The following is a 21,677-nucleotide window of genomic DNA, read 5'->3' on the forward strand; positions in this document are numbered from 1 at the left end:
CATGAATGTACGTTATAACTTTTTAACGAGCTCGTTGCTGTGCGCCTCTTTACTAACATTGTCGGGTTGCCAAATGACGTCTATTTTACATCCAAGTGAAGATGTAAGCGTCAATGAAAAAGCGCTCGAACCAGTGACCGATACGGCTCTCAATCTTGACGAGTTACAACCGGTTCCCGTCGAAGCTAGCTCGACCGAACATGAGAGCAAAGACGCTAAACCTGTGCCAATAGACGACTTATGGCAACGCATTCGCATGAAACTCGCGTTGGATGTACCCGACAATGCTCGAGTGAATTCACAGCGAAATTGGTATGTCAGTCACCCCGAGTATCTTGAACGCGTCGGTAAGCGAGCCGAACCCTTTCTGCACTTAATCGTTGAGGAAATTGATCGGCGCGGGATGCCGATGGAATTTGCCCTACTACCGATTGTTGAAAGTGCATTTGACCCTTTCGCATACAGTCATGGTAGTGCATCGGGTGTTTGGCAATTTATTCCGTCTACGGCGCGCCATTACGGCCTTAAAATTGATTGGTGGTATGATGGCCGCCGTGATGTTTACGCGGCGACTAAAGCAGCACTCGACTACCTCGAAGCACTGCATGATTACTTTGATGGTAATTGGTTACATGCGCTCGCTGCTTATAACTCGGGTGAAGGTCGCGTAGCAGCTGCGATCCGACGCAACAAGCGTAAAGGCGAACCAACTGATTTTTGGCACTTAGATTTGCCGCGAGAAACGCGCGCTTACGTGCCCAAGCTGCTTGCTCTTGCTGATATTTTGGCAAACACAGACAAGTACGGTATCGTTTGGTATCCCATAGAAAACCAGCCGCAACTCAACGTTATTGAGGTACCAGGACAAATCGATCTTGCCCGCGCTGCCGAAATGTCTGAATTACCGCTCGAAACGCTACACCGCTATAATTCAGCTTATAATCGCTGGGCTACGGCTCCCGATGGACCTCATCGTCTGCTGCTACCACAACCGAATGCGAGTATCTTCGAAAACGCCATTAAAAAAACCGATCCTAAAGATTGGCTCAGCTGGAAGCGCCATAAAATTCGTACCGGCGAAAGCCTTCTGACGATAGCTAAAAAGTACAACACCTCTGTTGATGTAATTCAGAGTGTCAACGACATAAACGGAGCCTTGATTCGCGCGGGCGATTACTTGTTAATTCCAGTTGCGACAAAAGACCTTGAACAGTACACCTTATCTTCTAATCAGCGCCGTTTAGCAAAACAAGATAAGCAATATGGTCAGTCAAAGATAAACTATGACGTTCGCTCTGGTGATACGTTATGGGATATTTCTCGCGCATTTAATGTTGGCGTTAGAGAGTTAGCTAGTTGGAACTCGATGGCTCCCGGCGACTATCTGAGACCAGGACAGCAGCTAGTCATTTGGCAAAAAGGCGATAGCTCACCTAAATCGACAGGTATCTTACGCACCATCGTATATCAGGTGCGTAGCGGCGACTCGTTAGCACGCATCGCTAATCGCTTTAATGTTACTATTTCTCAAATTGAGCAATGGAATAATATAAGCCGTAACCGGTACTTGCAGCCTGGACAACATCTCACGCTTAAGGTTGATGTTGTCAACGTCAATTCGTGACATGCTGCGTATTGAGTAAATATCCACACTCGTAGCAGTCAATTTGACCACTTGATCACGTTTTAAAATCGTTCAATACTAGACCTTTAATAAATTCTTAAAGGTCTAGTATTGATGATGCGCTACTTGCTCCAGCTATTACTTATACCCACACTGCTCTGCGCAGCAGTGCCTCATAATGCGGTTGCAGCAGACTGGCGCGTAGAAGGAAAAGGTGAGCTGACCTATCCTTCGGGCCGTAAGGAAGCGATTAACTTTGGTTTTTCTTATACCAAACACTTTGATACCCACATATTTAAAGCCGGCCAATCTCAAATACGAACCGATTCCGTACCGCCCAATTATATTCTTAATGTAATTATTAATGATGAGGGCTTAATTTACGTAGCGGAATTCGCTAATGGCTTTTTCACATCATTCGACCTGTCGATCGGTAGCCACCAGGTCAGTGTTTATACGCGCGGTGAGTTTGAACCGGAAAAGCCCTATCGACATATCGTCATTGAAATAGACGATCGTAGCTATTTAATCGACACGACGCATCCTAATTTGAGATTTGAATTTGATCAGAATGGTATCAGTGATATTAATGGCAGTGGCTTAATTAAAGATTTGCGTTTGCGGAGAAGCGGTTAGTTCTCCGCAAACACACGCTCGGGGTTACTCGTTTCCGTTAATTAGATTAATCAAATCGCGTTCTGTTTTCACCGGAACGCCTAAACTTTCAGCTTTTGCTAACTTCGAACCCGCATTATCACCTGCAAAAACAGCAGATGTTTTTTTCGAAACAGAACCGCTGACTTTCGCACCTAAAGCTTCCAATGCCTTTTTAGCCTCATCACGGGTCATTTCGGTTAATGTGCCGGTTAGTACAAAGGTCTGCCCAGCAAGTTCATCACTCTTAGGTCCAACCGCTTTACCCTCCGGAAAACTAATCCACTCACGTAGTTTAGCCACAACCACCTGATTATGAGGCTCACGGAAGAAAGCAATAATGTGCTTCGCAACCACTTGACCCACATCATCGACCTCTTGCAGCGCCTCTAGGTCTGCCTTTTGTACGTCCTCAAATGTACCAAAATGACGAGCCAAGTTATTTGCGGTAGCCTCCCCTACTTCGCGGATTCCCAACGCATAAATAAAGCGCGGTAATGTCGTTTCGCGCGTATTGGCTATCGCATCCACTAGATTTTGGGCGGACTTCATCCCCATGCGAGGCAAAGAAGCGACGACAGGTGCTTTTAGTTCGTATAGATCTGCAGGCGATTTAACCCAGTCTTTGTCGACCAACTGCTCAACTAATTTATCTCCAAGCCCGTCGACATCCATCGCTTTGCGCGAAGCAAAGTGCTTTATCGCCTCTTTTCGTTGGGCGGCGCAAATGAGTCCACCACTGCATCGCGCAACCGCTTCTCCCTCAATGCGTTCTACCTCAGAATCACAGACCGGACAATGACTTGGAAATTCAATCGCTTGGGCATCTTCAGGACGCTCGCTTTCTAATACGCTGACGACCTGAGGAATGACGTCTCCCGCCCGGCGAATACTCACAGTGTCACCAATCATGACGCCCAAACGAGCAACCTCGTCAGCGTTGTGCAAAGTCGCGTTTGATACAGTTACACCGCCGACTGAAACGGGCTCTAAACGAGCCACTGGGGTAATTGCCCCGGTGCGACCCACCTGAAAATCAACGCCAGTAATACGCGTTAGTTGTTCTTGTGCAGGAAATTTCCGTGCAATCGCCCAGCGTGGCGCTCGCGCAACAAAGCCCAGCTCATTCTGCATACGAATCGAATCAACCTTATAGACAATACCGTCAATTTCGTAACGCAGTCTGTCGCGCTTTTCTAACATGGCTTGATAGTACGTCTCGCACGCCTCAACCGATTCAACTCGTTTTACTTCATCATTAATCGGTAGACCCCAAGCACTTAACTGCTGCAAACGTTCATAGTGCGAGTCAGCCAACTGTTCTTGATCTTGTTCGCTTACCACGCCCAAGCTGTAAGCGTAGAAGTGCAATGGCCGTTTTGCCGTAATTCGAGAGTCGAGCTGACGCAGACTCCCTGCTGCGGCATTACGAGGGTTGGCAAATACTTTCTCATCGCGCTTTCGAGCATTGTCATTAAAGCGTTCAAATGCGTCCGTCATCATGAATACTTCCCCTCGCACCTCTAAACGCTCGGGCGCATCATCACTTAACTGCAGGGGCACGTTCTTTATCGTCTTAACATTGGCTGTTATATCTTCACCCGAATAGCCGTCACCACGAGTCGCAGCTCTCACCAACTGCCCGTTTTCGTATAAAATACTGACAGCCAAACCATCAAGTTTAGGCTCGCAGCAAAACGCCCACGCCACCGAACTATCCACCCGCTGCTGAATTCGCTCAGCGAACGCAGAAAACTCCTCGCTAGAAAACGCATTGTCTAACGACAACATCGGCAACTCATGAGTGACAGAAGTGAACGCATCAAGTGGCTTACTACCTACTTTTTCAGTCGGCGAGTGCTGACTTTTTAACTCCGGATTATTGGCTTCAAGTGTTTGCAGTTCGCGAAATAATTTGTCGTATTCGCTATCCGGTATCGTCGGCTCATCTAGCTCATAATACTCTTTATTGTAGCGTGTTAGCTGTTGCTCTAGCTCACGCATGCGTTGTTCTACAGTCGATGAACGGCTCATATCGTTGTGTATATCTCTTTAAGACGTGGATTCGTATTGGCGTACTTTTTGATGGGCTTGCTGAATCGACTGACGCGTTAGCAGTTGACGAGAACCATCGAGTACTTGCCCCTGTGGAATTTCAGTCGCCAGTTTCTTCGCTGCATTGAGCATCATGTTGAAGGCTTGCTGCCCATCGTAATTGATAGGTAACGTCATAAACAATGCAACACCATCGGTTTCAAATTGTTCTATGTTATCAAGATCAAAGGTACCTGGATTAAACATATTGGCCACAGAGAAGATCAAGGTTCCAGTACCGTTAGTATTTTCGTAGCGATGGAAAATTCCCATTTCACCAAATTTACAGCCTAACTCGGTCATCATTTGCAATAATAGCACACCTTGCACGTTACCTTTTACAAACAACGAGATGACATCCTGCGGCGGTTGAGGTTTTTCTTCGGCTTTCGTTGCAGAAGTAGCTTCAGGTGCCGCTTCGAACGCTGGTTGACGTTCTGTTTCTAGCTCAGGCTCATCCAAGTTTTCATCCTCTGTAGGTTCGGTTTCAGTTTCAGCTTCTTCAACCGGTGCAGGCTCTTCATCTTTATCGACCCGCATCGATGGTAATGGTGTTTCCTCGTCGTCCGTCTCTAAATCAAGATCCATCGACATTTGTGTAGCTTCGTTTGACGTTGTATTGGGTTCATCACGTGTTGCTTTAATCGTTTTTACCGCACCAATACCGTCCGCATCAAAGTCATCATCGGATTGCTGTTGGTGACGCTTTTCAGCGACTTCGCTCTGCGCTTGTTTATAAATACTATTGTTGCGCCGCATCGTCCACAAGCCATGGGCAATAATGCCAGCAATCAGCAATACTCCAATAATACTGAGTGTTATCTGTAAATTGCTCATCTCATACTTCCTTTATTATTATGCTTCGGTCATTGCCACAGCTTGTTCAATATCGACAGCGACGAGTCGTGATACGCCGGCTTCCTGCATCGTCACTCCAGCCAAGTGTGTTGCCATTTCCATAGCCACTTTATTATGACTGATATAGATAAACTGTACTGTTTCAGACATTTCTTTTACTAAACGGCAAAATCGGCCGACGTTGGCATCATCAAGCGGTGCGTCTACCTCATCAAGAAGACAAAACGGCGCCGGATTGAGTCTAAAAATAGCAAAGACTAATGATAAAGCGGTCAACGCTTTTTCTCCACCGCTGAGTAAATGGATCGTACTATTCTTTTTCCCTGGCGGTTGCGCCATGATAGTTACACCGGTTTCAAGCAAATCACTATCTGTAAGCTCGAGGGATGCCGAACCGCCACCAAATACTTTCGGGAACAATGCTTGTAAATCACCGTTTACCGCATCAAATGTCGCTTTAAATCGTTGTCGTGTCTCACGGTCAATTTTTTGTATGGCTGCCTCAAGTGTTTCTAGTGCGGACGATAAATCATCATATTGTTCGTCGAGGTAATCTTTACGTTGTTTTTGCGTTTCGGCTTCTTCAATTGCCGCCAAATTAATAGCACCTAACCGACCGACTTGTTGTGTAGTACGTTCAAGTTGCTGCGAATACGTTTGCTCAAGCTGGCTCATGGTCGCCCCTTCATCCACCGCTTCATGCAAACGTGGCAAGATATCCTTGAGTGTTTTTTGAGTTTGCGAGAGTTGCTCAAGTACACCTTGTGTCCGTTCATCCAGTTTAGCGTACTCAATATCGAGACCTTGCAGTGCCTGCTGAGTGCGATCGATTTTAAGCTGCAATTGAGAACGGCCTTGACTGAGCTCATGAATGTCTAATTCCACCTGCGCGAGCGCATCGCGCGCTTGTTGCAACGCTTCACTGCGTTCCTCGCGCTGTGCTAACAGGTCTTCGAGTCGTGCCTGCTGTGGCTCTTCGCTTTCACCCTTCTGTGCCGCTAATTCACTCAACTCAAAATCAATCGCCTGCAAACGTTGACTTTGTCGTTCGGACATACGTTGAAGCTGAGCGTGTTGTTCTTGTGTACTCGTCAGCTGTAAACGGTGTTGGTCGAGTTGTGTGCGAACACTCTGTGCTTGTTGTTCGCACTCGCGCTGATGTTGTTCGACACTTTCGCGTTGAGATTGATTGAGTTCAATTTGTAGCTGTTCAAACCGCTGCTCTAGCTCGTCCGCGGTGGATTCACACACTGCCGCCTGCTGCTCCGCACTCTCTAATTTAGACTTAATTTGCGCCTCTTTTTCGGCAAGCTGTGACAAGGTGCTTTCAAATCGCTGATGTTGTTGCTGCGCATTCTCTAATTGCTGCTGCGCACGGACCCACTCCTCTCGCAGTGTATTGTGAGCTTGCTCGACTCGGTGTTGAGCCTTTTTAGCTTCATCTAGTTGCTTCGCTAAACGATCGCACGCTTCAGCTGTTTGGTTTATCTTTGTTTCAATCGCGTGCTGGTTTTGCTCTAATTGCGCCAGCTCAGCTTGCTTGTGCAATAACCCCTGCTTGTTATCCTCTCCCGCGCGATGCACCAACCCGGGCAATATAACATCCCCTGCCTTGGTCAATGCCGCGATGGCTTCCGGACACTGCCGTAATAAACGTTGTCCATCGTCTACTGTTTCAGCGATTAAGCAACGTTGAATTAACGGCCAATCACCCACAGAGCCTGATACCACATCAGCCAATCCCGTTACGCCTTGCGGCAAGATCATAGGTTGGTCAGGGCTTGATAGCATGGCTCCCTTCGGGAGCGAATCAGTCAATGCGTTATCTTCGCTCCAGTAACTATTGAGCCACGGCGACAACCAGACCTCCACCGCATCTCGCCACGCCGGTTCAACATCGAGCATTTCCGGCATGCTGCGCAAGTCGTTATCCTGCGCCCATTGTCGGACATACTCATTGACGCTGCCATCCTCGCCTGCAAGCCACTCTCGTAACAGTTCAGCACGCGTTTGCTGACTGTGCTGTTCGCGCTGCAAGCCTTGTAATTGTTCTCGGTGCGCTTGCAAAGCGTGTTGTGCTGCTTCATAAGATTGCGTCGCGGTCGCTAAGTCTGACTCACTCTGATTCAGTTGCGTACGGATATCGGCTAATTTTTCTTGCTGTTCCGCAATACCAATGGCTTGTATTTGTTGAGTCACTTGCACGCGTTGTTCGTCAAGGTCTGTTAAAGCTTCACGACTGTGGCTTTTGGTGTGTTCAGATTGTTGCAAAGCCAATTCATTGCGCTGTCTTTGCTGCTCAACCTCACGCATTTGACGTCGCGTTTGTTCTTCATCATGTTCGACGCGCTGAAGTTGCTCACGGGCTTCGTCGTGGCGTGTTGTAGCCATTTCCAATTGCGCTTCAAGTTGCTCTAAGCCGGGCTCAAGCTCCGCGATTTTCTGCGCCAAGCGTTCGGCACTTTGGCTGTCTTCTGCATCATGTTCGGTCAATTGTTCACGTTCTTGCTTTAACTGCGCAACACGTGCTTCCCGCTGCTGTTCAAGTTGGCGTTGATGCTGCATCGCCTGTTCAATGCGCATGATCTGATGATTACATTCATACACTGCCTGTTGTGCCTGTTCGACTCGCTGTTTAAGCTCCTCAGCGTGTTCACGTAGCGAAATGACGCCTTTTTCATCGCCCGTTTGCTCGGTTTGCCAGCGATCGAGCTCCAAACGATAATGGCTGCGTTGCTCTCGCAATTGGTTTTGCTTTTCGTTTAACTGCCACCAGCGACTACTTAAAAGCAGTGCTCGTAAATCGCGCTCTTGTGCTTTAAGTTCTTTATAGCGCTGCGCGGCGGCGGCTTGACGTTGCAATTTTTGCAATTGCTGACCGAGTTCTTCGCGCACATCGCTGATCCGCTCGAGATTTTCTCGAGTGTGTAACATGCGATTTTCGGTTTCCTTACGGCGCTCTTTGTATTTTGAAATACCTGCCGCTTCCTCGATAAAGATACGAAGCTCTTGCGGTTTCGACTCGATGAGTCGAGAGATCATGCCCTGTTCAATAATCGCATAACTGCGTGGACCCAAGCCGGTACCAAGAAATAAATCCGTGATATCTCGTCGCCGACATTTGCTGTTGTTCAGGAAGTAATTTGACTGACCATCACGCGTCACTTGTCGCTTTACCGAAATCTCATTATAGGAAGCGAACTCGCCTTGAATGCGACCACTGGTATTATCGAAGACCAGCTCAACACTCGCTTGAGAGACAGGCTTCCGCGCTTGCGAACCGTTAAAAATCACGTCGGTCATCGCATCACCGCGCAAGTTTTTAGCGGAGCTCTCGCCCAGGACCCAACGCACCGCATCAATCACGTTTGATTTGCCGCAGCCATTGGGGCCGACAACACACGTCATTTGATCGGGAAAAGGGACTTTGGTGGCATCGACAAACGATTTAAATCCAGCCAGTTTTATATGTTTCAGGCGCATCTTGTTATCGTTATATCCATCGCGCGAGTTCGTTTAAAGATGAGCTAGAAACTCTAGCAGATTCATTTGAGTTTTGTAACAATTTAGCCACTGCAAAACAGGCGTTTTAGCATTATCCTATAACTATACATCAACTCAACAAAGGTTACTCAATGCAAAAAGCAGTGTTCAGCGATTCGGGCTTCGCCTATTTGCTTCGTGGGTTTCAATTAATGACCACCAAAGGTCTTAAACGCTTCGTGCTGGGTCCAATCTTGATTAACTTCGTGTTATTTGCGGCCGCGTTTAGTTGGCTCATGAGTCGCACCAGTGATTGGATTGATCAGTTAATGGCGTGGCTCCCAAGCTACTTCCAGTGGCTAGAGTATCTTATTTGGCCACTGACTGTTCTTTTTATACTGGGCTTATTTGCGTTTATTTTTACCGCTATTACGAATATCATCGCCGCGCCTTTTAATGGCCTACTCGCCGAAAAGGTTGAACAATATGAGTCCGGTCAGCCATTAGGGGACGATGGCGTGATGGGATTAGTTAAGGATATTCCACGCACGGTTGGTCGTGAGTTCCAAAAACTCGCCTACTATCTGCCACGCGCCATTGGATTCTTTTTACTCTCACTGTTTGTACCGGTCATCGGTCAGGTCATCTGGTTTTTATGGGTATGCTGGATGCTTGCAATTCAGTATATGGATTATGCGTTTGACAATCATAAGCTCGATTTTGGTCGCATGCGCTTTGAGTTGCGTGCACAAAAGTTCCGTTCTCTGAGCTTTGGCATGGCGATCACAATCATTACCATGTTGCCGTTTATCAACTTGATCATCATGCCTGTCGCAATTGCTGGAGCGACGTCCATGTGGGTCGATCACTACCGGGTTAAAGCGTTAAATTCAGACGTGTGATAGCACGTTTTGCGTCTGTTTTGCAGATTGCGGCTTCGCCAAAATAGCTAACACGTTATTACGGAGTCGCAATCTATGAACAGCAACACTTTATATGCATATCTGTACCTGCCCGAAAACAATATCATGCTAATAAGCACATCACTGTCCTCACTATCAACGCGTAAAAGTCGGGCGAAAATTGCCGATGCGCAAAAATGGCTACGTCAATTCGAGGTCACTGACCAACAGCGTTTCAAATGCGCTATTGAGTTGCTTAAAAACAGCTCAACTCCTCATGGAATATGTTTGCGCTTGCAATTAAATGGCTTACAACACGTCTTAATGCCCGTCGTTTTGCAGCGCCAATTATGGATTTGTGGGCAGGTCAGTATTAATCATCCCCGTCCGCCTCACTTTCAACGGATTTGTGCAGCGTCGTTGCACTGAGTTGTTTGCTTGTTTGCACCCCCATCGTACGAAACTTTTCAACCCGAGTGAGTAGGTTGCCACGCCCTTGACTGAGCTTTTTCATCGCATCTTGATAGCGTTGTTCAAGGGTTTGAATTCCTGCTCCTATCTTGTCTAAATCCTCAACAAAGCCAACGAATTTATCGTATAGCTTACCAGCCTCCGCAGCGATATGCTGAGCGTTTTGGTTTTGGTGTTCGTACTGCCAGATATTGTGAATAGTACGTAAAGCAACGAGTAAATTAGTTGGACTCACCAACATAATTTGTTCATCAAGCGCCAGCTTAATTAATTCAGGATCTTTGTCCACGGCAAGCAAAAATGCTGGCTCAATCGGCACGAATAGCAATACATAATCGAGCGTTTTGATACCTTGTAGCTGCTGATAATTTTTTTTGCCCAATTGCTTAATATGCTGTCTTAGGGACTGAACGTGTTCATTAAGCGCGCTCTTACGTACCGCTTCATCATCACTATTAAAATAGCGCTCATAAGCCGATAAACTGACCTTTGAGTCAATGACCACATCGCGCTCATTGGGTAAGTGAACGATGACATCAGGGCGAAACCGTTTGCCGTCATCATCAGCCAATGATGACTGCGTATCGTACTCGTGACCTTCCCTTAATCCTGACTGCTGAAGAATACGTTCAAGTACCACCTCACCCCAGTTACCTTGATGTTTATTATCACCTTTTAGAGCTCGCGTTAACGCATCGGCCTCTTGCGCCATTTGTTGATTCAAGGTCTTGAGCGACAATAATTCACTGCGTAATGCGGCTCGTTCTTTAGTTTCATCGCTATGCTGTTGTTGCACCTGCTGTTTAAAGCTTTCTAGCTGCTGCTTAAAAGGCGCTAAAGTCGCTTGTAAACTTTGCTGGTGCTGTTGCTGCATTTGATTAGAACGTTGTTCGAATATACGGTTCGCGAGGTTCTCAAACTGCTGCGACATACGTTGCTCAGCCGCTTCGAGTGTGCGTAACTTATCCTCGCTCGCACGACGCTCTTGTGCAGCGGTCGCTCTTAAGGTTTGCCATTGCGACTCGGTATAGTGTAGGCGTTCGCGAAGTTGCTCAAGTTGCTCTACCTGATTATCCACCGTCTGCTGCAATGACTCAACACGCCTCGCATGGGTGCGCCAGAGTACAGCAAATGTGACACTGGTTAAGGTGGCTACAAACAAAAGCACCACCCAAATGGTGGTGCTCATAGTCATCATGTCGTTCAACACGATTTATGCTCCTAGCTTTTCATCAAGCTCTGCAATTTTAACCTTCCAAATCGCAGGACCCTGCTCGTGCGCATTGTGACCGTCACTATCGACCGCCACTGTCACAGGCATATCCTCGACTTCAAATTCATAGATAGCTTCCATACCTAAATCTTCAAAGCCTACAACACGCGCTTTCTTGATCGCTTTAGCCACCAAGTATGCAGCACCACCGACAGCCATAAGATAAACCGCTTTATGCTTGCGTATACTTTCAACCGCTTCGGGACCACGCTCCGCTTTACCGATCATTCCAATAATACCGGCCTCTTCGAGCATCATATCGGTGAACTTATCCATTCGAGTTGATGTCGTTGGACCGGCCGGACCGACAACCTCTTCACCAACAGGGTCAACGGGACCAACGTAGTAAATAAAGCGATTGTTAAAGTCGACGGGCAGTTCTTCGCCATTAGCCAGCATCTCTTTAATGCGCTTATGAGCAGCATCACGTCCGGTCAAGAGTTTACCCGACAACAAGACCGTCTCCCCCATTTTCCACTCTTGGATGTCTTCCTTTGTGACCTCATCCAAATTCACACGGCGCGCATCATCACCCAGTTCGAACGTCACTTGCGGCCAGTCTTCTAATTTTGGTGGCGTTAAGTCCGCAGGACCCGAGCCATCAAGCGTAAAGTGCGCATGACGTGTGGCAGCACAGTTTGGAATTAAAGTGACAGGTTTGGATGCGGCGTGAGTTGGCAGTGATTTGATTTTCACATCCAATACTGTGGTCACACCACCCAAACCCTGTGCGCCAATACCCAATGCGTTAACTCGATTAAAAATCTCTAAACGTAGCTCTTCCTCAGCGTTCTGTGGACCACGTTCGATAAGCTCATGGATATCTACCGGATCCATCAGTGACTCTTTTGCTAGCACCGCTGATTTCTCCGCGGTACCGCCGACGCCGATACCCAGCATCCCCGGTGGACACCAACCCGCGCCTAGCTTTGGTAAGGTTTCAACAACCCAATCCGCAATCGAATCGCTCGGATTAAGCATCGCCATTTTCGACTTATTCTCTGAACCGCCACCTTTGGCTGCAATCATCACTTCGATTTTATCACCTGGCACCATATCTAAGTGCACTACCGCAGGCGTGTTGTCACCTGTATTTTTGCGCGTACCGGCGGGATCGGCAACGATGGATGCACGTAACGGGTTTTCAGGATTCGTGTAAGCACGGCGAGTTCCCTCATCAACCATTTGCTGCACGGTCATATCGGTCTTATCCCATTGAACACCCATTCCGACTTTGACAAAACAGGTCACGATACCGGTATCTTGGCAAATCGGGCGGTGCCCTTGCGCAGACATACGCGAGTTCGTCAGCACTTGCGCGATGGCGTTTTTCGCCGCCTCACTCTTCTCACGCTGATACGCTTCATCAAGCGCTTGAATAAAGTCGATAGGATGGTAATAGGAAATGTACTGCAATGAGTCTGCAATACTGTCGATAAAATCACTTTGACGAATGATGGCCATTCACTGCACCTCAGCTTAGCTATGATATTAATACCGCCGCAAACAGGCATTTACACGGCAGAATAGTGCCGTTCATAATAGCGTTTTCAAATCGCCATGACTAGAGATGATTGGGTTAATGCCTATGGTATACTGCGTCTAAAACGACGATAAGCCGTAAACTTTTGGGGTAAACGACACTGTGCAACTGACACTTCGTGAACTAATTGATCATCGGGTCCCAAGCCAATCTTCTCGAGCAGAGGACTGGGACTTTTGGGTACAACAACGCTTTGCTTCGATACAGCACCAAGAGTATAGTCTTTGGCTAGATTCCGCTGCTTTTGACCACCCCAATAGTCGTTATCATATTCTCCTCAAGCAGCCCGAGTACGTCTTAACAGCACGAGGTCAGGCTACAACGTTAACTCGAACATCTGAGCAGAGCCCTTTGGAGCTGAGCTGCTCGGCAGACAACTTTATTTCTGCCGCCAGTCAAATTCATGATCAGTTGGGTAGGCAAATACAACTTGATGGCGACGCCGATAGACTCCCCTTTTGCGGAGGTCTTGCTGGTTTGATGGGTTACGACCTTGGCCGTCAATTAGAACGGCTGCCTGACGTTAATCCAGATGAGTATGAGACTAACGATGCTGTATTTGGTATTTATCTCAATGCCCTAATCATCGATAAGCTGGAAAAACGCGTGTTTCTTCTAGCCCCTGCAAACACCTTTAATGAACGCCAATCGCAATGGTTAGAGCAGTCAGCGTGCTCAACTGAGCCATTTAAGCTGACCAGCGAATGGCAAAGCAATATGTCTGCCGACGATTACCTCAGCCGGTTTAATGCAGTGAAAAACTATCTTGCGGCCGGAGACTGTTATCAGATTAATCTCGCACAACGCTTCAGCGCTCATTACCAAGGTGCGGAGTGGCTCGCCTACCTTAAATTGAGAGCAAGCAACCGCGCACCATTCAGTGCATTCATGCGCTTACCGACAAGCTGTTTACTGAGTGTGTCGCCTGAGCGATTTATTTCTGTTTCAGCACAAGGTCAAGTCGAGACTAAGCCCATCAAAGGTACGCGTCCACGGAGTCATTTAGCAGAGCAAGATGAAGCCAATCGCTTAGCGCTGATTAACGCTGAAAAAGATCGTGCTGAAAATCTGATGATTGTCGACCTACTGCGAAATGACCTGAGTAAACATTGCCAACCTCATTCAGTCGATGTGCCAAAGTTGTTTGCCGTCGAGAGCTTTCCTGCCGTCCATCACCTAGTCTCTACCGTGGTCGGTCAGTTAAACCCGCACAGCGACACCTTCCATTTATGGGGCGGCGCTTTTCCAGGGGGCTCGATCACCGGCGCACCCAAAGTTCGCGCAATGGAGATCATCGAAGAGCTTGAACCTAATCGTCGAAATGCGTATTGCGGCTCCATTGGATTCGTATCAGTAAACGGTAACAGCGATAGCAGTATTACCATTCGGACCTTAGTTGCTGAACGCGGGATCATACATTGCTGGGCGGGCGGCGGGCTCGTGTACGATTCGAAGGGAGAGGAAGAGTACCAAGAAACATTTGATAAAGTTGCGCGCATTTTGCCAACGTTGGAGACGACCGATGATTAAAACGCGCGCCGAATTCTTGCGTCGCTTCAACTTACAACCGTCCCCTAAGATCGAGCGTCGAGTAGATAGCGTGCTGAAGCAAAAGCTACGTCCTGCTGCTGTGATGATTGTATTAGTTGAACGACCTCATGGCTTATCGTTGCTACTCACGCAGCGTGCCAAAACGTTACGTAAACACGCCGGCCAGATTAGTTTCCCCGGTGGACGTTTCGATCAGTCGGATCGCAACTTACTCGAAACGGCACTACGCGAAACTGAAGAGGAAATTGGTTTAAGTCGGAGTGACATCGAAGTTATTGGTCGTTTACAAGATTATCCGGTACTGAGTTATTACAATATTCGTCCTTTCATCGGGTTTGCTCGCATCCACCACGAGCTCAAGCGGCAACCCAGTGAAGTCGCCGAAATATTTGAGGTGCCCTTAGCCGATGTCCTCGATCCCTATAATCATTACGCCTATCGCATTCGTAAGTTTATCTACGACCGTGTCTACTTTATTCCATGGCAGCATCGCAATATTTGGGGCGCCACAGCCGGTATTTTGCGTGAACTTGCTGAACATTTGCAGCCCGAACTTAAACAACAGGTAAGTCCACTCAATTAGCGATTAAATGCCCGAGGTGGGCTATACTTCTCATTTCTATATTATTCCGCAATTTTACTTGCCAGACCGGGTGGCAAGCATGCGACAATAGATGCAATTTCTCGAATTAACCAATGGGTCAGATGTATGATCAGTGTTTTTGATATCTATAAAATAGGAATCGGTCCATCGAGCTCTCACACGGTAGGGCCGATGAAAGCTGCCTATTATTTTTTAGAAGCAGCCAAGGAAAAAGGCGTTCTTGCTGACGCTGACGGTATTGAAGTTGAGCTATTTGGCTCGTTAGGCCAAACCGGTAAAGGCCATGGTACAGGTAAAGCCGTCATCTTAGGCTTAGCAGGTGAGCTGCCCGAGACTGTGGATACCGATAATGTCGAAAACTTTCTCGCGCAGACCCGAGATACGGAAAAGCTGGTGCTACTGAAAGAGAAAGAAGTCGACTTTCCAAAAGAAGGCGCCATCGTTTTCCATCGTCGTAAAACCATGCCTAAGCATGCGAATGCAATGGAGCTCAGACTCCTCAAACAAGGTGAGGTTATTTACAAAGATCTTTACTACTCGATCGGTGGCGGGTTCATCGTACGTGACGAAGACTTTGACGAGACGCTTGAAGAGGCGATTGAGCAGTCGGATAAGCCAATCCCCTACCCGTTCGATACTGCGGCTGAATTACTTCAACATACTAAAGATACCGGTATGCGCATCAGCTCGCTGATGATGGCCAATGAGAAAGTATTTAGAACAGAAGACGAGATTCGTTCGGGTCTAATGAAAATTTGGCGCACGATGCAACAAAGCATCGAGAACGGTATTAACACCGAGGGTATTCTACCAGGCGGCTTAAAAGTGAGACGTCGGGCCTCTTGTTTGTATCAACGTTTGAAAAAAGAGAAATCAACCGAACCCATGCAGTTTATGGATTGGGTAGATCTATTTGCGCTGGCGGTAAACGAGGAAAATGCGGCAGGTGGTCGTATTGTAACAGCCCCGACCAATGGCGCTGCGGGTATTGTGCCCGCCGTGATGAGCTACGCCGATAAGTTCATCGAAACCCTAGATGAAGATTCTGTCGTTCGATTTTTGTTGACATCAGCTGCGATTGGCATTTTATACAAGAAAAACGCCTCGATCTCGGGTGCCGAAGTCGGCTGCCAAGGTGAAGTCGGAGTCGCCTGTTCAATGGCTGCCGCAGGTCTTGCAGAATACATGGGGGGCTCTGCCCTAACCGTCGAAAATGCTGCGGAAATTGGCATGGAGCATAATTTAGGACTGACCTGTGACCCTGTTGGAGGTTTAGTGCAAGTGCCGTGCATCGAACGCAATGCGATGGGCGCGATTAAAGCAATCAATGCTGCTCGTCTTGCAATGCGCGGTACCGGTGATCACAAGGTCTCGCTCGATAAAGTCATCAAGACTATGTGGGAAACGGGCAACGACATGAAAACGAAGTATAAAGAAACTGCTCGTGGTGGCTTAGCGGTTAACATCATCGAATGCTAACCGCGCTGGCTATCGAGTTACCGGCTTATAAGGTCGGTAACTCGATATCCGAAAATAACTTCTCAATTTCCTCATGACTGCGTAACTGCATTGCTTCCTCAACCCTTGATTTGGTCAAATGCGGCGCAAAGTTCTCAATAAAGTCAAACATATAAGTCCGCAAAAACGATCCTCGGCGGAACCCAATCTTGGTTGTGCTCGGCTCAAATAAATGAGCTGCTGGTAACGCGACGAGATCAGTATCTTCTTCAGCGTCATACGCCATAGTCGCCACCACACCAATACCGATTCCCATGCGTACGTACGTTTTTATCACATCAGCATCTGTGGCAGTGAAAACAATCTGTGGCTCTTCTCCTGCCGCATTAAATGCTTTATCAAGCTCTGAACGGCCAGTAAACCCATGCACGTAAGTCACGATAGGATGCTGCGCAATATCTTGAATTGACAACTTATCAATCTGAACCAGCGGGTGGTCTTTGGGCACGATGATGGAGCGATTCCAATGATAACAAGGCAACATGATCAAATCTTGATAGAGATGCAGTGCTTCGGTTGCGATGGCAAAATCGGCTTTTCCTTTAGCCGCTGCTTCACTGATTTGAGTAGGTGAGCCTTGGTGCATATGCAATGATACTTTCGGATATTGCTCAATAAACCGCTTAATAACCTTAGGCAGTGCATACCGGGCTTGGGTATGCGTCGTCGCAATATTTAATTTACCGCAATCAGGTTGCGTATGTTCAGCGGCCACCGCTTTGATTGCCTGCACTTGCTCGAGCACCTGCTGAGCAATATGTATCACCTCTTGACCTGCGGGCGTCACATGGGTCAGGTGTTTACCGGTGCGGCCAAAAATCTGTACGCCTAATTCATCCTCAAGCATTCTTACTTGCTTACTGATACCTGGCTGTGAGGTAAACAGACTTTCCGCCGTCGATGAGACATTCAGATTGTGATTGAGAACTTCGACAATATAACGTAATTGCTGTAACTTCATATAAGCAGACCTTATTTGCTGCCGTTTAATATGAAAAAATCATATATTAAATTTGAATCCTATGCCAAATGCATTCTGCAATAATCGATAGAGGCTAACATGTCTAAACCGTCCATTGATTTTTCCACGCTGCTAGCCGTTTCCGTGCATGACATGAAAAACTCATTAGGACTACTTGTACAACAACTGCAAGATATCTCCTACAAGGTGAACGATGCAGCGACACAGAACGAATTGGCGCATATGCATTACGAGGCACAACGCATCAATACCAATCTCGTTCACTTACTGGCTTTGTATCGTCAGCAAGATGCTTGGCATATCGAAAGCGAACAAGTCTACGTAGACGAAATTATTGAAGAACTGGTCATGAATAATCGTTTTTATAGCCAACACAAAGCAATCGAGGTCGACGTTAAATTACCTGAGGATATTTACTTTTATGGCGATCGAAGCTTGATTACGCAGGTTCTGAATGATGTTGTCATTAATGCTATGCGCTACACCGCCGATAAGCTTATTATAAAGGCGCAGCGTGTTGCAGAACGTGGCTGTTCTATTACGATAGAGGACAATGGTCCGGGATACCCGGAATCTTTGCTAGTACTGAACGAACTATCGGCACGTTATTTAGACATGGAAGGAAGTCGCACAGGACTCGGACTCTATTTCGCTAGGCTTATCGCCCAGGCACACGAGTACAAAGGACAGCAAGGATATATTAAACTAGAAAACTCTAGCTCGTTAGGCGGCAGCCGTTTTACCTTACACCTGCCCTAGCAGTATTAAATGGTAGCGACAGACTCAAATTATGGTTTACACAATAATAATATCGTTGATCATTCTACTCGTACTGATGGCCATTATGATCAGTGCTGTACAGCAGTATCGACAAAAACAAAATTTAGAACGCAGACAGCGTTATGCCAAGTTTCGCGCAATACTTGATCAGGTTGAAGATCTCATCAACATCACGGGTTATTTCCCGGTTGGGCGTTCCGTCTATGCGCTATTGAATTCGCGCGCCAAAGATTTACTCGTCAACATGAACGAAGTCATGCCGTCCGATGCTTTGAAAGACCGTATCCACGAATACGAAAACCGCATACAGGGTCTTGATGTTAATGACACATCGGTCATCTCTGATGATTTTGAATTGCCGCACAATGACAAGCAAATTATTGCCATGATCAATGCGCTTAAGCGCCTAAGAAGCGCATTACGCAGTGAACACGCAAAAGGCCGTGTTGACACACAAGTGTATAATATTGAGGATCAGCGCCTACAAAAGCTGCAATTAAAAATCAGTGTCGAGACGCTAATCAAGCGTGGTGAGAATGCTTATAATAGCAGTATGCTCGGTTCCGCACGGCAATATTACGAGAAGGCACTACGCACCATAGATGAGCATACTTACAGCGATGAGTACACTGAGCACCGCCACCAGCAAATTGAGGCGTCACTAGAACAAATCACCAACGAGTTGCGCGTCACCAATAAAAATGATGCTCGCAAACGAAAAAGCGACGAGCTCGAGGAATTATTTCAACCCAAGAAAAAGTGGTAATTCAGTATGTCAGATTGGAAAGACCAATTGTCACAAATGGTTTATAGCACCGATCAAGGCCGCATTAGTCCGGAGCCAGAAGCAGAAGAAGTGCCCGAAGGTGATGGAATTGTGCGTTTGCGACGCGAAACCAAAGGACGTAAGGGCAAGGGTGTCACACTGGTGACGGGTTTAGCTTTACCGCAGAATGAACTCAAACAAATGGCAAAAAAGCTAAAGCAACAGTGTGGCGTTGGTGGCTCAGTGAAAGAGTACGTTATTGAGCTTCAGGGTGACCAGCGTGATATCATTGAAAAATGGCTGACTAAACAAGGTTACCGTGTTAAACAAGCGGGCGGCTGAGCGAGTAGCTAACGTAAAGCAGCGTGCCGCCGTCACGCCACTCAACTTTGTCGGCGACTTGATTAATAAGGTTAATCCCGCGACCATAAGTGTCATCGTTTTCAATCGTTGTCGACCTATCACAGCGACCATCAAAACGATGTTCGCTGTTTGACGACAACGTAAAGGCAAGCCTATTTAAGTTGGGCTCATAATTGATGTCAAAATAAATTTCTAGCCCCTGTAACTGCTCAATACGTGACTGTCGCTCTTCGTAGTATCTCTCAAAGCCTTCTTCGTGTTTTAACTCAGACTGCATCCCTAAGACTGAGTGTTCCAGTAAATTGTTGAAGCTTTCAGCAAACAATAAGTAAAGCGATGTTTTATGAGGCTGTAAAGCATCGAGTTTAGCGAGCGAATCCACCATACTTTGCATGGGGTCGCGATCACGGACATCGTACTCGGTCAGCGTGACGCGAAGAGAAAACGGCAGGTGGTACCCCTTTATTGATCTTGCTTGAGGCTCTAGACCCGTTGGCTGACATTGGAGACAGACCAAAGATAAGTCATCGTTCAGTGATGCGTTGCCTGTGAAGTCGTCTATACGTTGCACGATGGCATTAAATTGAACTTCCGAGCAGTCGCTATCCAGCATTTCGGTAACCCAGTTCGCAAATCGCTCTTCACCTATCATTTGGTTCTTGTGATTGCAGGCCTCCACTACGCCATCACTGAACATGACCAATCGCTGACCGGGGCTTAGGAAATAATGTTCTAACTGACTATTAAACTCGCTGCGAGAAAGGATACCCAGTGCCATATGCTGGGGTTTAATACGATGCGCCAAGCGCCCTTGCGCATCAAGAAGAAGTGCGTCCGGCATGCCACCATTCCAGCAACTTATTCGGTCACCATTTGCCGACATTTCTACCACTATAGCTGCGCAAAACATATCGTCCGGCAACACTTTGTAGAGTCGATTATTAAATTCGGTCGCCATATCGCCAACCGATAGGCCACGTTCAGCCATGCTAAAAAATGCCTGAGCAACGGGTAACGCGCCGGTGGCCGGCGCTAAACCATGGCCAGTAAAGTCGCCCAAGAAGATATAATAGTTTCCAAACGGACCCTTACGTCCTAAACACACATCGCCGTTAAAATCACTGGTGGCACGCAGATAACTTTTAACGAACGAATAATTGAGTTGATTATCCGCCAGTGCGTTTTCAAGCATGTGTTGTACCACATTTTGCTCGCGCTCCATTCGCGCTGTGTGCCATGCTAACGCGCGGTTCTTCTCAACAATGGAATAACTTAGCTCTCGCACCCGTGCATGGGCATTCACTTTAGCTTGAAGCACTACAGGCTCAAACGGGATACTTAAAAAGTCATCACCGCCCACTTTTAGGCACTCTAAAAGCGTATCTTGGGAATCTAGAGCGGTGAGAAAAATGATCGGCAAGTGCACGCTACCAGACATGGCTTTGAGCCTCGGGGCTGTTTCAAAGCCGTCCATCTCTGGCATCATCACGTCAAGCAATATAAGTTGAGGCTGAACCTGCTCAAATAAGCCTAACGCCTCACGACCATTGCTAGCACATACCACTTCATGTCCGAACGACGTCAACAACCCCGTCAACATGATTTGGTTCGCCTTTTGGTCGTCGACAACAAGGATCTTCATTACGCAATCGTAAACATTTTCTCGAAACGTGAAATATCTAAAATGCGTTTTACTTCTGGCCGAGCATTGATTAGGTGTATTCCTTTGACCGTCGAACCAAGCGACTTTCTCATATTCAGGAGCATACCTAGTGCAGAGCTATCCAAGTACTCCGTTTCTCGCAAATCAATAATAACCAAAGGCTCGCTATCGCCAATATGACTATAGGCCTGTCTAAACTCTTGCACCAAACCAAAGTCGAATTTACCCTTTATAGTGATAATCAACTGCTTTTGGTCCGCTGAAAACTCACGAGTGACGCTCATAACTTCCCCTTTTTAATTATTATTGCTCCTAGCATAACGTTTTTTAATTGAGTTTGCCGACTAAATCAAATACTCTTTTTAAAAATCTTAATAATAAATAAGTATGTCTCTTTCAATTAACGAACTTCGCATCCTTCTAGTCGAACCATCAGATGTCCAGAGAAAAGTTATCGGTCAGCACTTAATGCAAGCTCAATTAACGGAAACTCGAGGGGCGTCAACCATCGCAGAAGCAAAAACGTTAATTCGTGAATGGCAGCCTGA

17 protein-coding genes are annotated in these 21,677 nt (G+C 47.0%); 9 read left to right on the forward strand and 8 right to left on the reverse strand.

What is annotated here, in order from left to right:
• The first annotated feature begins 1 nt into the window (after nucleotide 1).
• Both AWU56_RS11315 and AWU56_RS11320 read left to right on the forward strand, forming a co-directional pair.
• Nucleotides 2-1,624, forward strand: coding sequence for a LysM peptidoglycan-binding domain-containing protein (locus AWU56_RS11315; protein ID WP_286682575.1), 1,623 nt, complete (start codon nucleotides 2-4; stop codon nucleotides 1,622-1,624).
• A gap of 114 nt (nucleotides 1,625-1,738) precedes the next feature.
• Nucleotides 1,739-2,260, forward strand: a complete 522-nt coding sequence (locus tag AWU56_RS11320; RefSeq protein WP_286682576.1) for a hypothetical protein — start codon at nucleotides 1,739-1,741, stop codon at nucleotides 2,258-2,260.
• Between the two features lie 24 nt (nucleotides 2,261-2,284).
• On the opposite strand, the gene ligA is transcribed toward AWU56_RS11320, so the two are convergent.
• From ligA to smc, 3 genes are read right to left on the reverse strand one after another with little or no spacing between them, the layout of a single operon-like run.
• The gene (gene ligA / locus AWU56_RS11325; RefSeq protein WP_286682577.1) at nucleotides 2,285-4,312 is read right to left on the reverse strand and encodes an NAD-dependent DNA ligase LigA; all 2,028 of its coding nucleotides are present in this window, start codon (nucleotides 4,310-4,312) and stop codon (nucleotides 2,285-2,287) included.
• 18 nt (nucleotides 4,313-4,330) lie between these two features.
• Nucleotides 4,331-5,209 (reverse strand): cell division protein ZipA, encoded by an 879-nt coding sequence (gene zipA, locus AWU56_RS11330; RefSeq protein WP_286682578.1) that lies wholly within the window; start codon nucleotides 5,207-5,209, stop codon nucleotides 4,331-4,333.
• Nucleotides 5,210-5,227: 18 nt separating this feature from the next.
• Nucleotides 5,228-8,713 carry a chromosome segregation protein SMC gene (gene smc / locus AWU56_RS11335; RefSeq protein ID WP_286682579.1) on the reverse strand — a complete coding sequence of 1,162 codons (3,486 nt, stop codon included), beginning with the start codon at nucleotides 8,711-8,713 and terminating at the stop codon, nucleotides 5,228-5,230.
• Nucleotides 8,714-8,865: 152 nt separating this feature from the next.
• Between smc and cysZ the strand changes: the two genes are divergently transcribed.
• Complete coding sequence (gene cysZ / locus AWU56_RS11340; protein WP_006956662.1) at nucleotides 8,866-9,615, forward strand: sulfate transporter CysZ; 750 nt, start codon at nucleotides 8,866-8,868, stop codon at nucleotides 9,613-9,615.
• 373 nt (nucleotides 9,616-9,988) lie between these two features.
• Here the strand turns inward: cysZ and rmuC are convergent, their stop codons facing one another.
• Entirely contained in the window at nucleotides 9,989-11,296 is a 1,308-nt protein-coding gene (rmuC, locus tag AWU56_RS11345; protein WP_416361500.1) for a DNA recombination protein RmuC, read from the reverse strand.
• Between the two features lie 3 nt (nucleotides 11,297-11,299).
• Nucleotides 11,300-12,823: a fumarate hydratase gene (locus AWU56_RS11350; protein ID WP_006956660.1), complete on the reverse strand. Its 1,524-nt coding sequence runs from the start codon at nucleotides 12,821-12,823 to the stop codon at nucleotides 11,300-11,302.
• Nucleotides 12,824-13,004: 181 nt separating this feature from the next.
• Between AWU56_RS11350 and pabB the strand changes: the two genes are divergently transcribed.
• The 3 genes from pabB to AWU56_RS11365 all read left to right on the forward strand — a co-directional run bounded on the left by pabB (nucleotide 13,005) and on the right by AWU56_RS11365 (nucleotide 16,536).
• Nucleotides 13,005-14,432, forward strand: coding sequence for an aminodeoxychorismate synthase component I (pabB, locus tag AWU56_RS11355; RefSeq protein WP_286682580.1), 1,428 nt, complete (start codon nucleotides 13,005-13,007; stop codon nucleotides 14,430-14,432).
• Complete coding sequence (locus tag AWU56_RS11360) at nucleotides 14,425-15,036, forward strand: CoA pyrophosphatase (protein WP_286682581.1); 612 nt, start codon at nucleotides 14,425-14,427, stop codon at nucleotides 15,034-15,036. The genes pabB and AWU56_RS11360 overlap by 8 nt, the downstream gene beginning before the upstream one ends.
• Before the next feature lie 126 nt (nucleotides 15,037-15,162).
• Nucleotides 15,163-16,536 carry an L-serine ammonia-lyase gene (locus AWU56_RS11365; protein ID WP_071462400.1) on the forward strand — a complete coding sequence of 458 codons (1,374 nt, stop codon included), beginning with the start codon at nucleotides 15,163-15,165 and terminating at the stop codon, nucleotides 16,534-16,536.
• A gap of 25 nt (nucleotides 16,537-16,561) precedes the next feature.
• Here AWU56_RS11365 and cysB read toward each other — a convergent pair whose 3' ends face one another.
• A complete protein-coding gene (gene cysB, locus AWU56_RS11370) occupies nucleotides 16,562-17,536 on the reverse strand; it encodes an HTH-type transcriptional regulator CysB (protein WP_006956652.1) in 975 nt (324 codons plus the stop codon).
• 99 nt (nucleotides 17,537-17,635) lie between these two features.
• On the opposite strand from cysB, the gene AWU56_RS11375 reads away from it, so the two are divergent.
• Genes AWU56_RS11375 through yciH form a run of 3 tightly spaced genes read left to right on the forward strand, consistent with a single transcriptional unit; the run spans nucleotide 17,636 to nucleotide 19,445 of the window.
• A complete protein-coding gene (locus tag AWU56_RS11375; protein ID WP_006956651.1) occupies nucleotides 17,636-18,316 on the forward strand; it encodes a sensor histidine kinase in 681 nt (226 codons plus the stop codon).
• A gap of 31 nt (nucleotides 18,317-18,347) precedes the next feature.
• Nucleotides 18,348-19,103: a hypothetical protein gene (locus AWU56_RS11380; RefSeq protein ID WP_040488138.1), complete on the forward strand. Its 756-nt coding sequence runs from the start codon at nucleotides 18,348-18,350 to the stop codon at nucleotides 19,101-19,103.
• Between the two features lie 6 nt (nucleotides 19,104-19,109).
• The gene (gene yciH / locus AWU56_RS11385) at nucleotides 19,110-19,445 is read left to right on the forward strand and encodes a stress response translation initiation inhibitor YciH (RefSeq protein WP_006956643.1); all 336 of its coding nucleotides are present in this window, start codon (nucleotides 19,110-19,112) and stop codon (nucleotides 19,443-19,445) included.
• On the opposite strand, the gene AWU56_RS11390 is transcribed toward yciH, so the two are convergent.
• Nucleotides 19,426-21,108 (reverse strand): PP2C family protein-serine/threonine phosphatase, encoded by a 1,683-nt coding sequence (locus tag AWU56_RS11390; RefSeq protein WP_286682582.1) that lies wholly within the window; start codon nucleotides 21,106-21,108, stop codon nucleotides 19,426-19,428. The two genes, yciH and AWU56_RS11390, sit on opposite strands and share 20 nt — an antisense overlap.
• Nucleotides 21,108-21,413: an STAS domain-containing protein gene (locus AWU56_RS11395; protein ID WP_006956639.1), complete on the reverse strand. Its 306-nt coding sequence runs from the start codon at nucleotides 21,411-21,413 to the stop codon at nucleotides 21,108-21,110. Before AWU56_RS11395 ends, AWU56_RS11390 begins: the two co-directional genes overlap by 1 nt.
• Nucleotides 21,414-21,677: the final 264 nt, after the last annotated feature.

It is taken from the genome of Idiomarina sp. T82-3 (assembly GCF_001577655.1).
Taxonomy (GTDB): Bacteria; Pseudomonadota; Gammaproteobacteria; order Enterobacterales; family Alteromonadaceae; genus Idiomarina; species Idiomarina baltica.

Excerpts from the sequence above, each read along its gene's own strand:
- AWU56_RS11365 (WP_071462400.1), top strand. The coding sequence starts at position 15,163 with ATGATCAGTGTTTTTGATATCTATAAAATAGGAATCGGTCCATCGAGC.
- smc (WP_286682579.1), bottom strand. The coding sequence starts at position 8,713 with ATGCGCCTGAAACATATAAAACTGGCTGGATTTAAATCGTTTGTCGAT.
- AWU56_RS11380 (WP_040488138.1), top strand. The coding sequence starts at position 18,348 with ATGGTTTACACAATAATAATATCGTTGATCATTCTACTCGTACTGATG.
- AWU56_RS11395 (WP_006956639.1), bottom strand. The coding sequence starts at position 21,413 with ATGAGCGTCACTCGTGAGTTTTCAGCGGACCAAAAGCAGTTGATTATC.
- AWU56_RS11315 (WP_286682575.1), top strand. The coding sequence starts at position 2 with ATGAATGTACGTTATAACTTTTTAACGAGCTCGTTGCTGTGCGCCTCT.
- ligA (WP_286682577.1), bottom strand. The coding sequence starts at position 4,312 with ATGAGCCGTTCATCGACTGTAGAACAACGCATGCGTGAGCTAGAGCAA.
- AWU56_RS11375 (WP_006956651.1), top strand. The coding sequence starts at position 17,636 with ATGTCTAAACCGTCCATTGATTTTTCCACGCTGCTAGCCGTTTCCGTG.
- cysZ (WP_006956662.1), top strand. The coding sequence starts at position 8,866 with ATGCAAAAAGCAGTGTTCAGCGATTCGGGCTTCGCCTATTTGCTTCGT.
- cysB (WP_006956652.1), bottom strand. The coding sequence starts at position 17,536 with ATGAAGTTACAGCAATTACGTTATATTGTCGAAGTTCTCAATCACAAT.
- zipA (WP_286682578.1), bottom strand. The coding sequence starts at position 5,209 with ATGAGCAATTTACAGATAACACTCAGTATTATTGGAGTATTGCTGATT.
- AWU56_RS11390 (WP_286682582.1), bottom strand. The coding sequence starts at position 21,108 with ATGAAGATCCTTGTTGTCGACGACCAAAAGGCGAACCAAATCATGTTG.
- AWU56_RS11360 (WP_286682581.1), top strand. The coding sequence starts at position 14,425 with ATGATTAAAACGCGCGCCGAATTCTTGCGTCGCTTCAACTTACAACCG.
- AWU56_RS11320 (WP_286682576.1), top strand. The coding sequence starts at position 1,739 with ATGATGCGCTACTTGCTCCAGCTATTACTTATACCCACACTGCTCTGC.
- yciH (WP_006956643.1), top strand. The coding sequence starts at position 19,110 with ATGTCAGATTGGAAAGACCAATTGTCACAAATGGTTTATAGCACCGAT.
- AWU56_RS11350 (WP_006956660.1), bottom strand. The coding sequence starts at position 12,823 with ATGGCCATCATTCGTCAAAGTGATTTTATCGACAGTATTGCAGACTCA.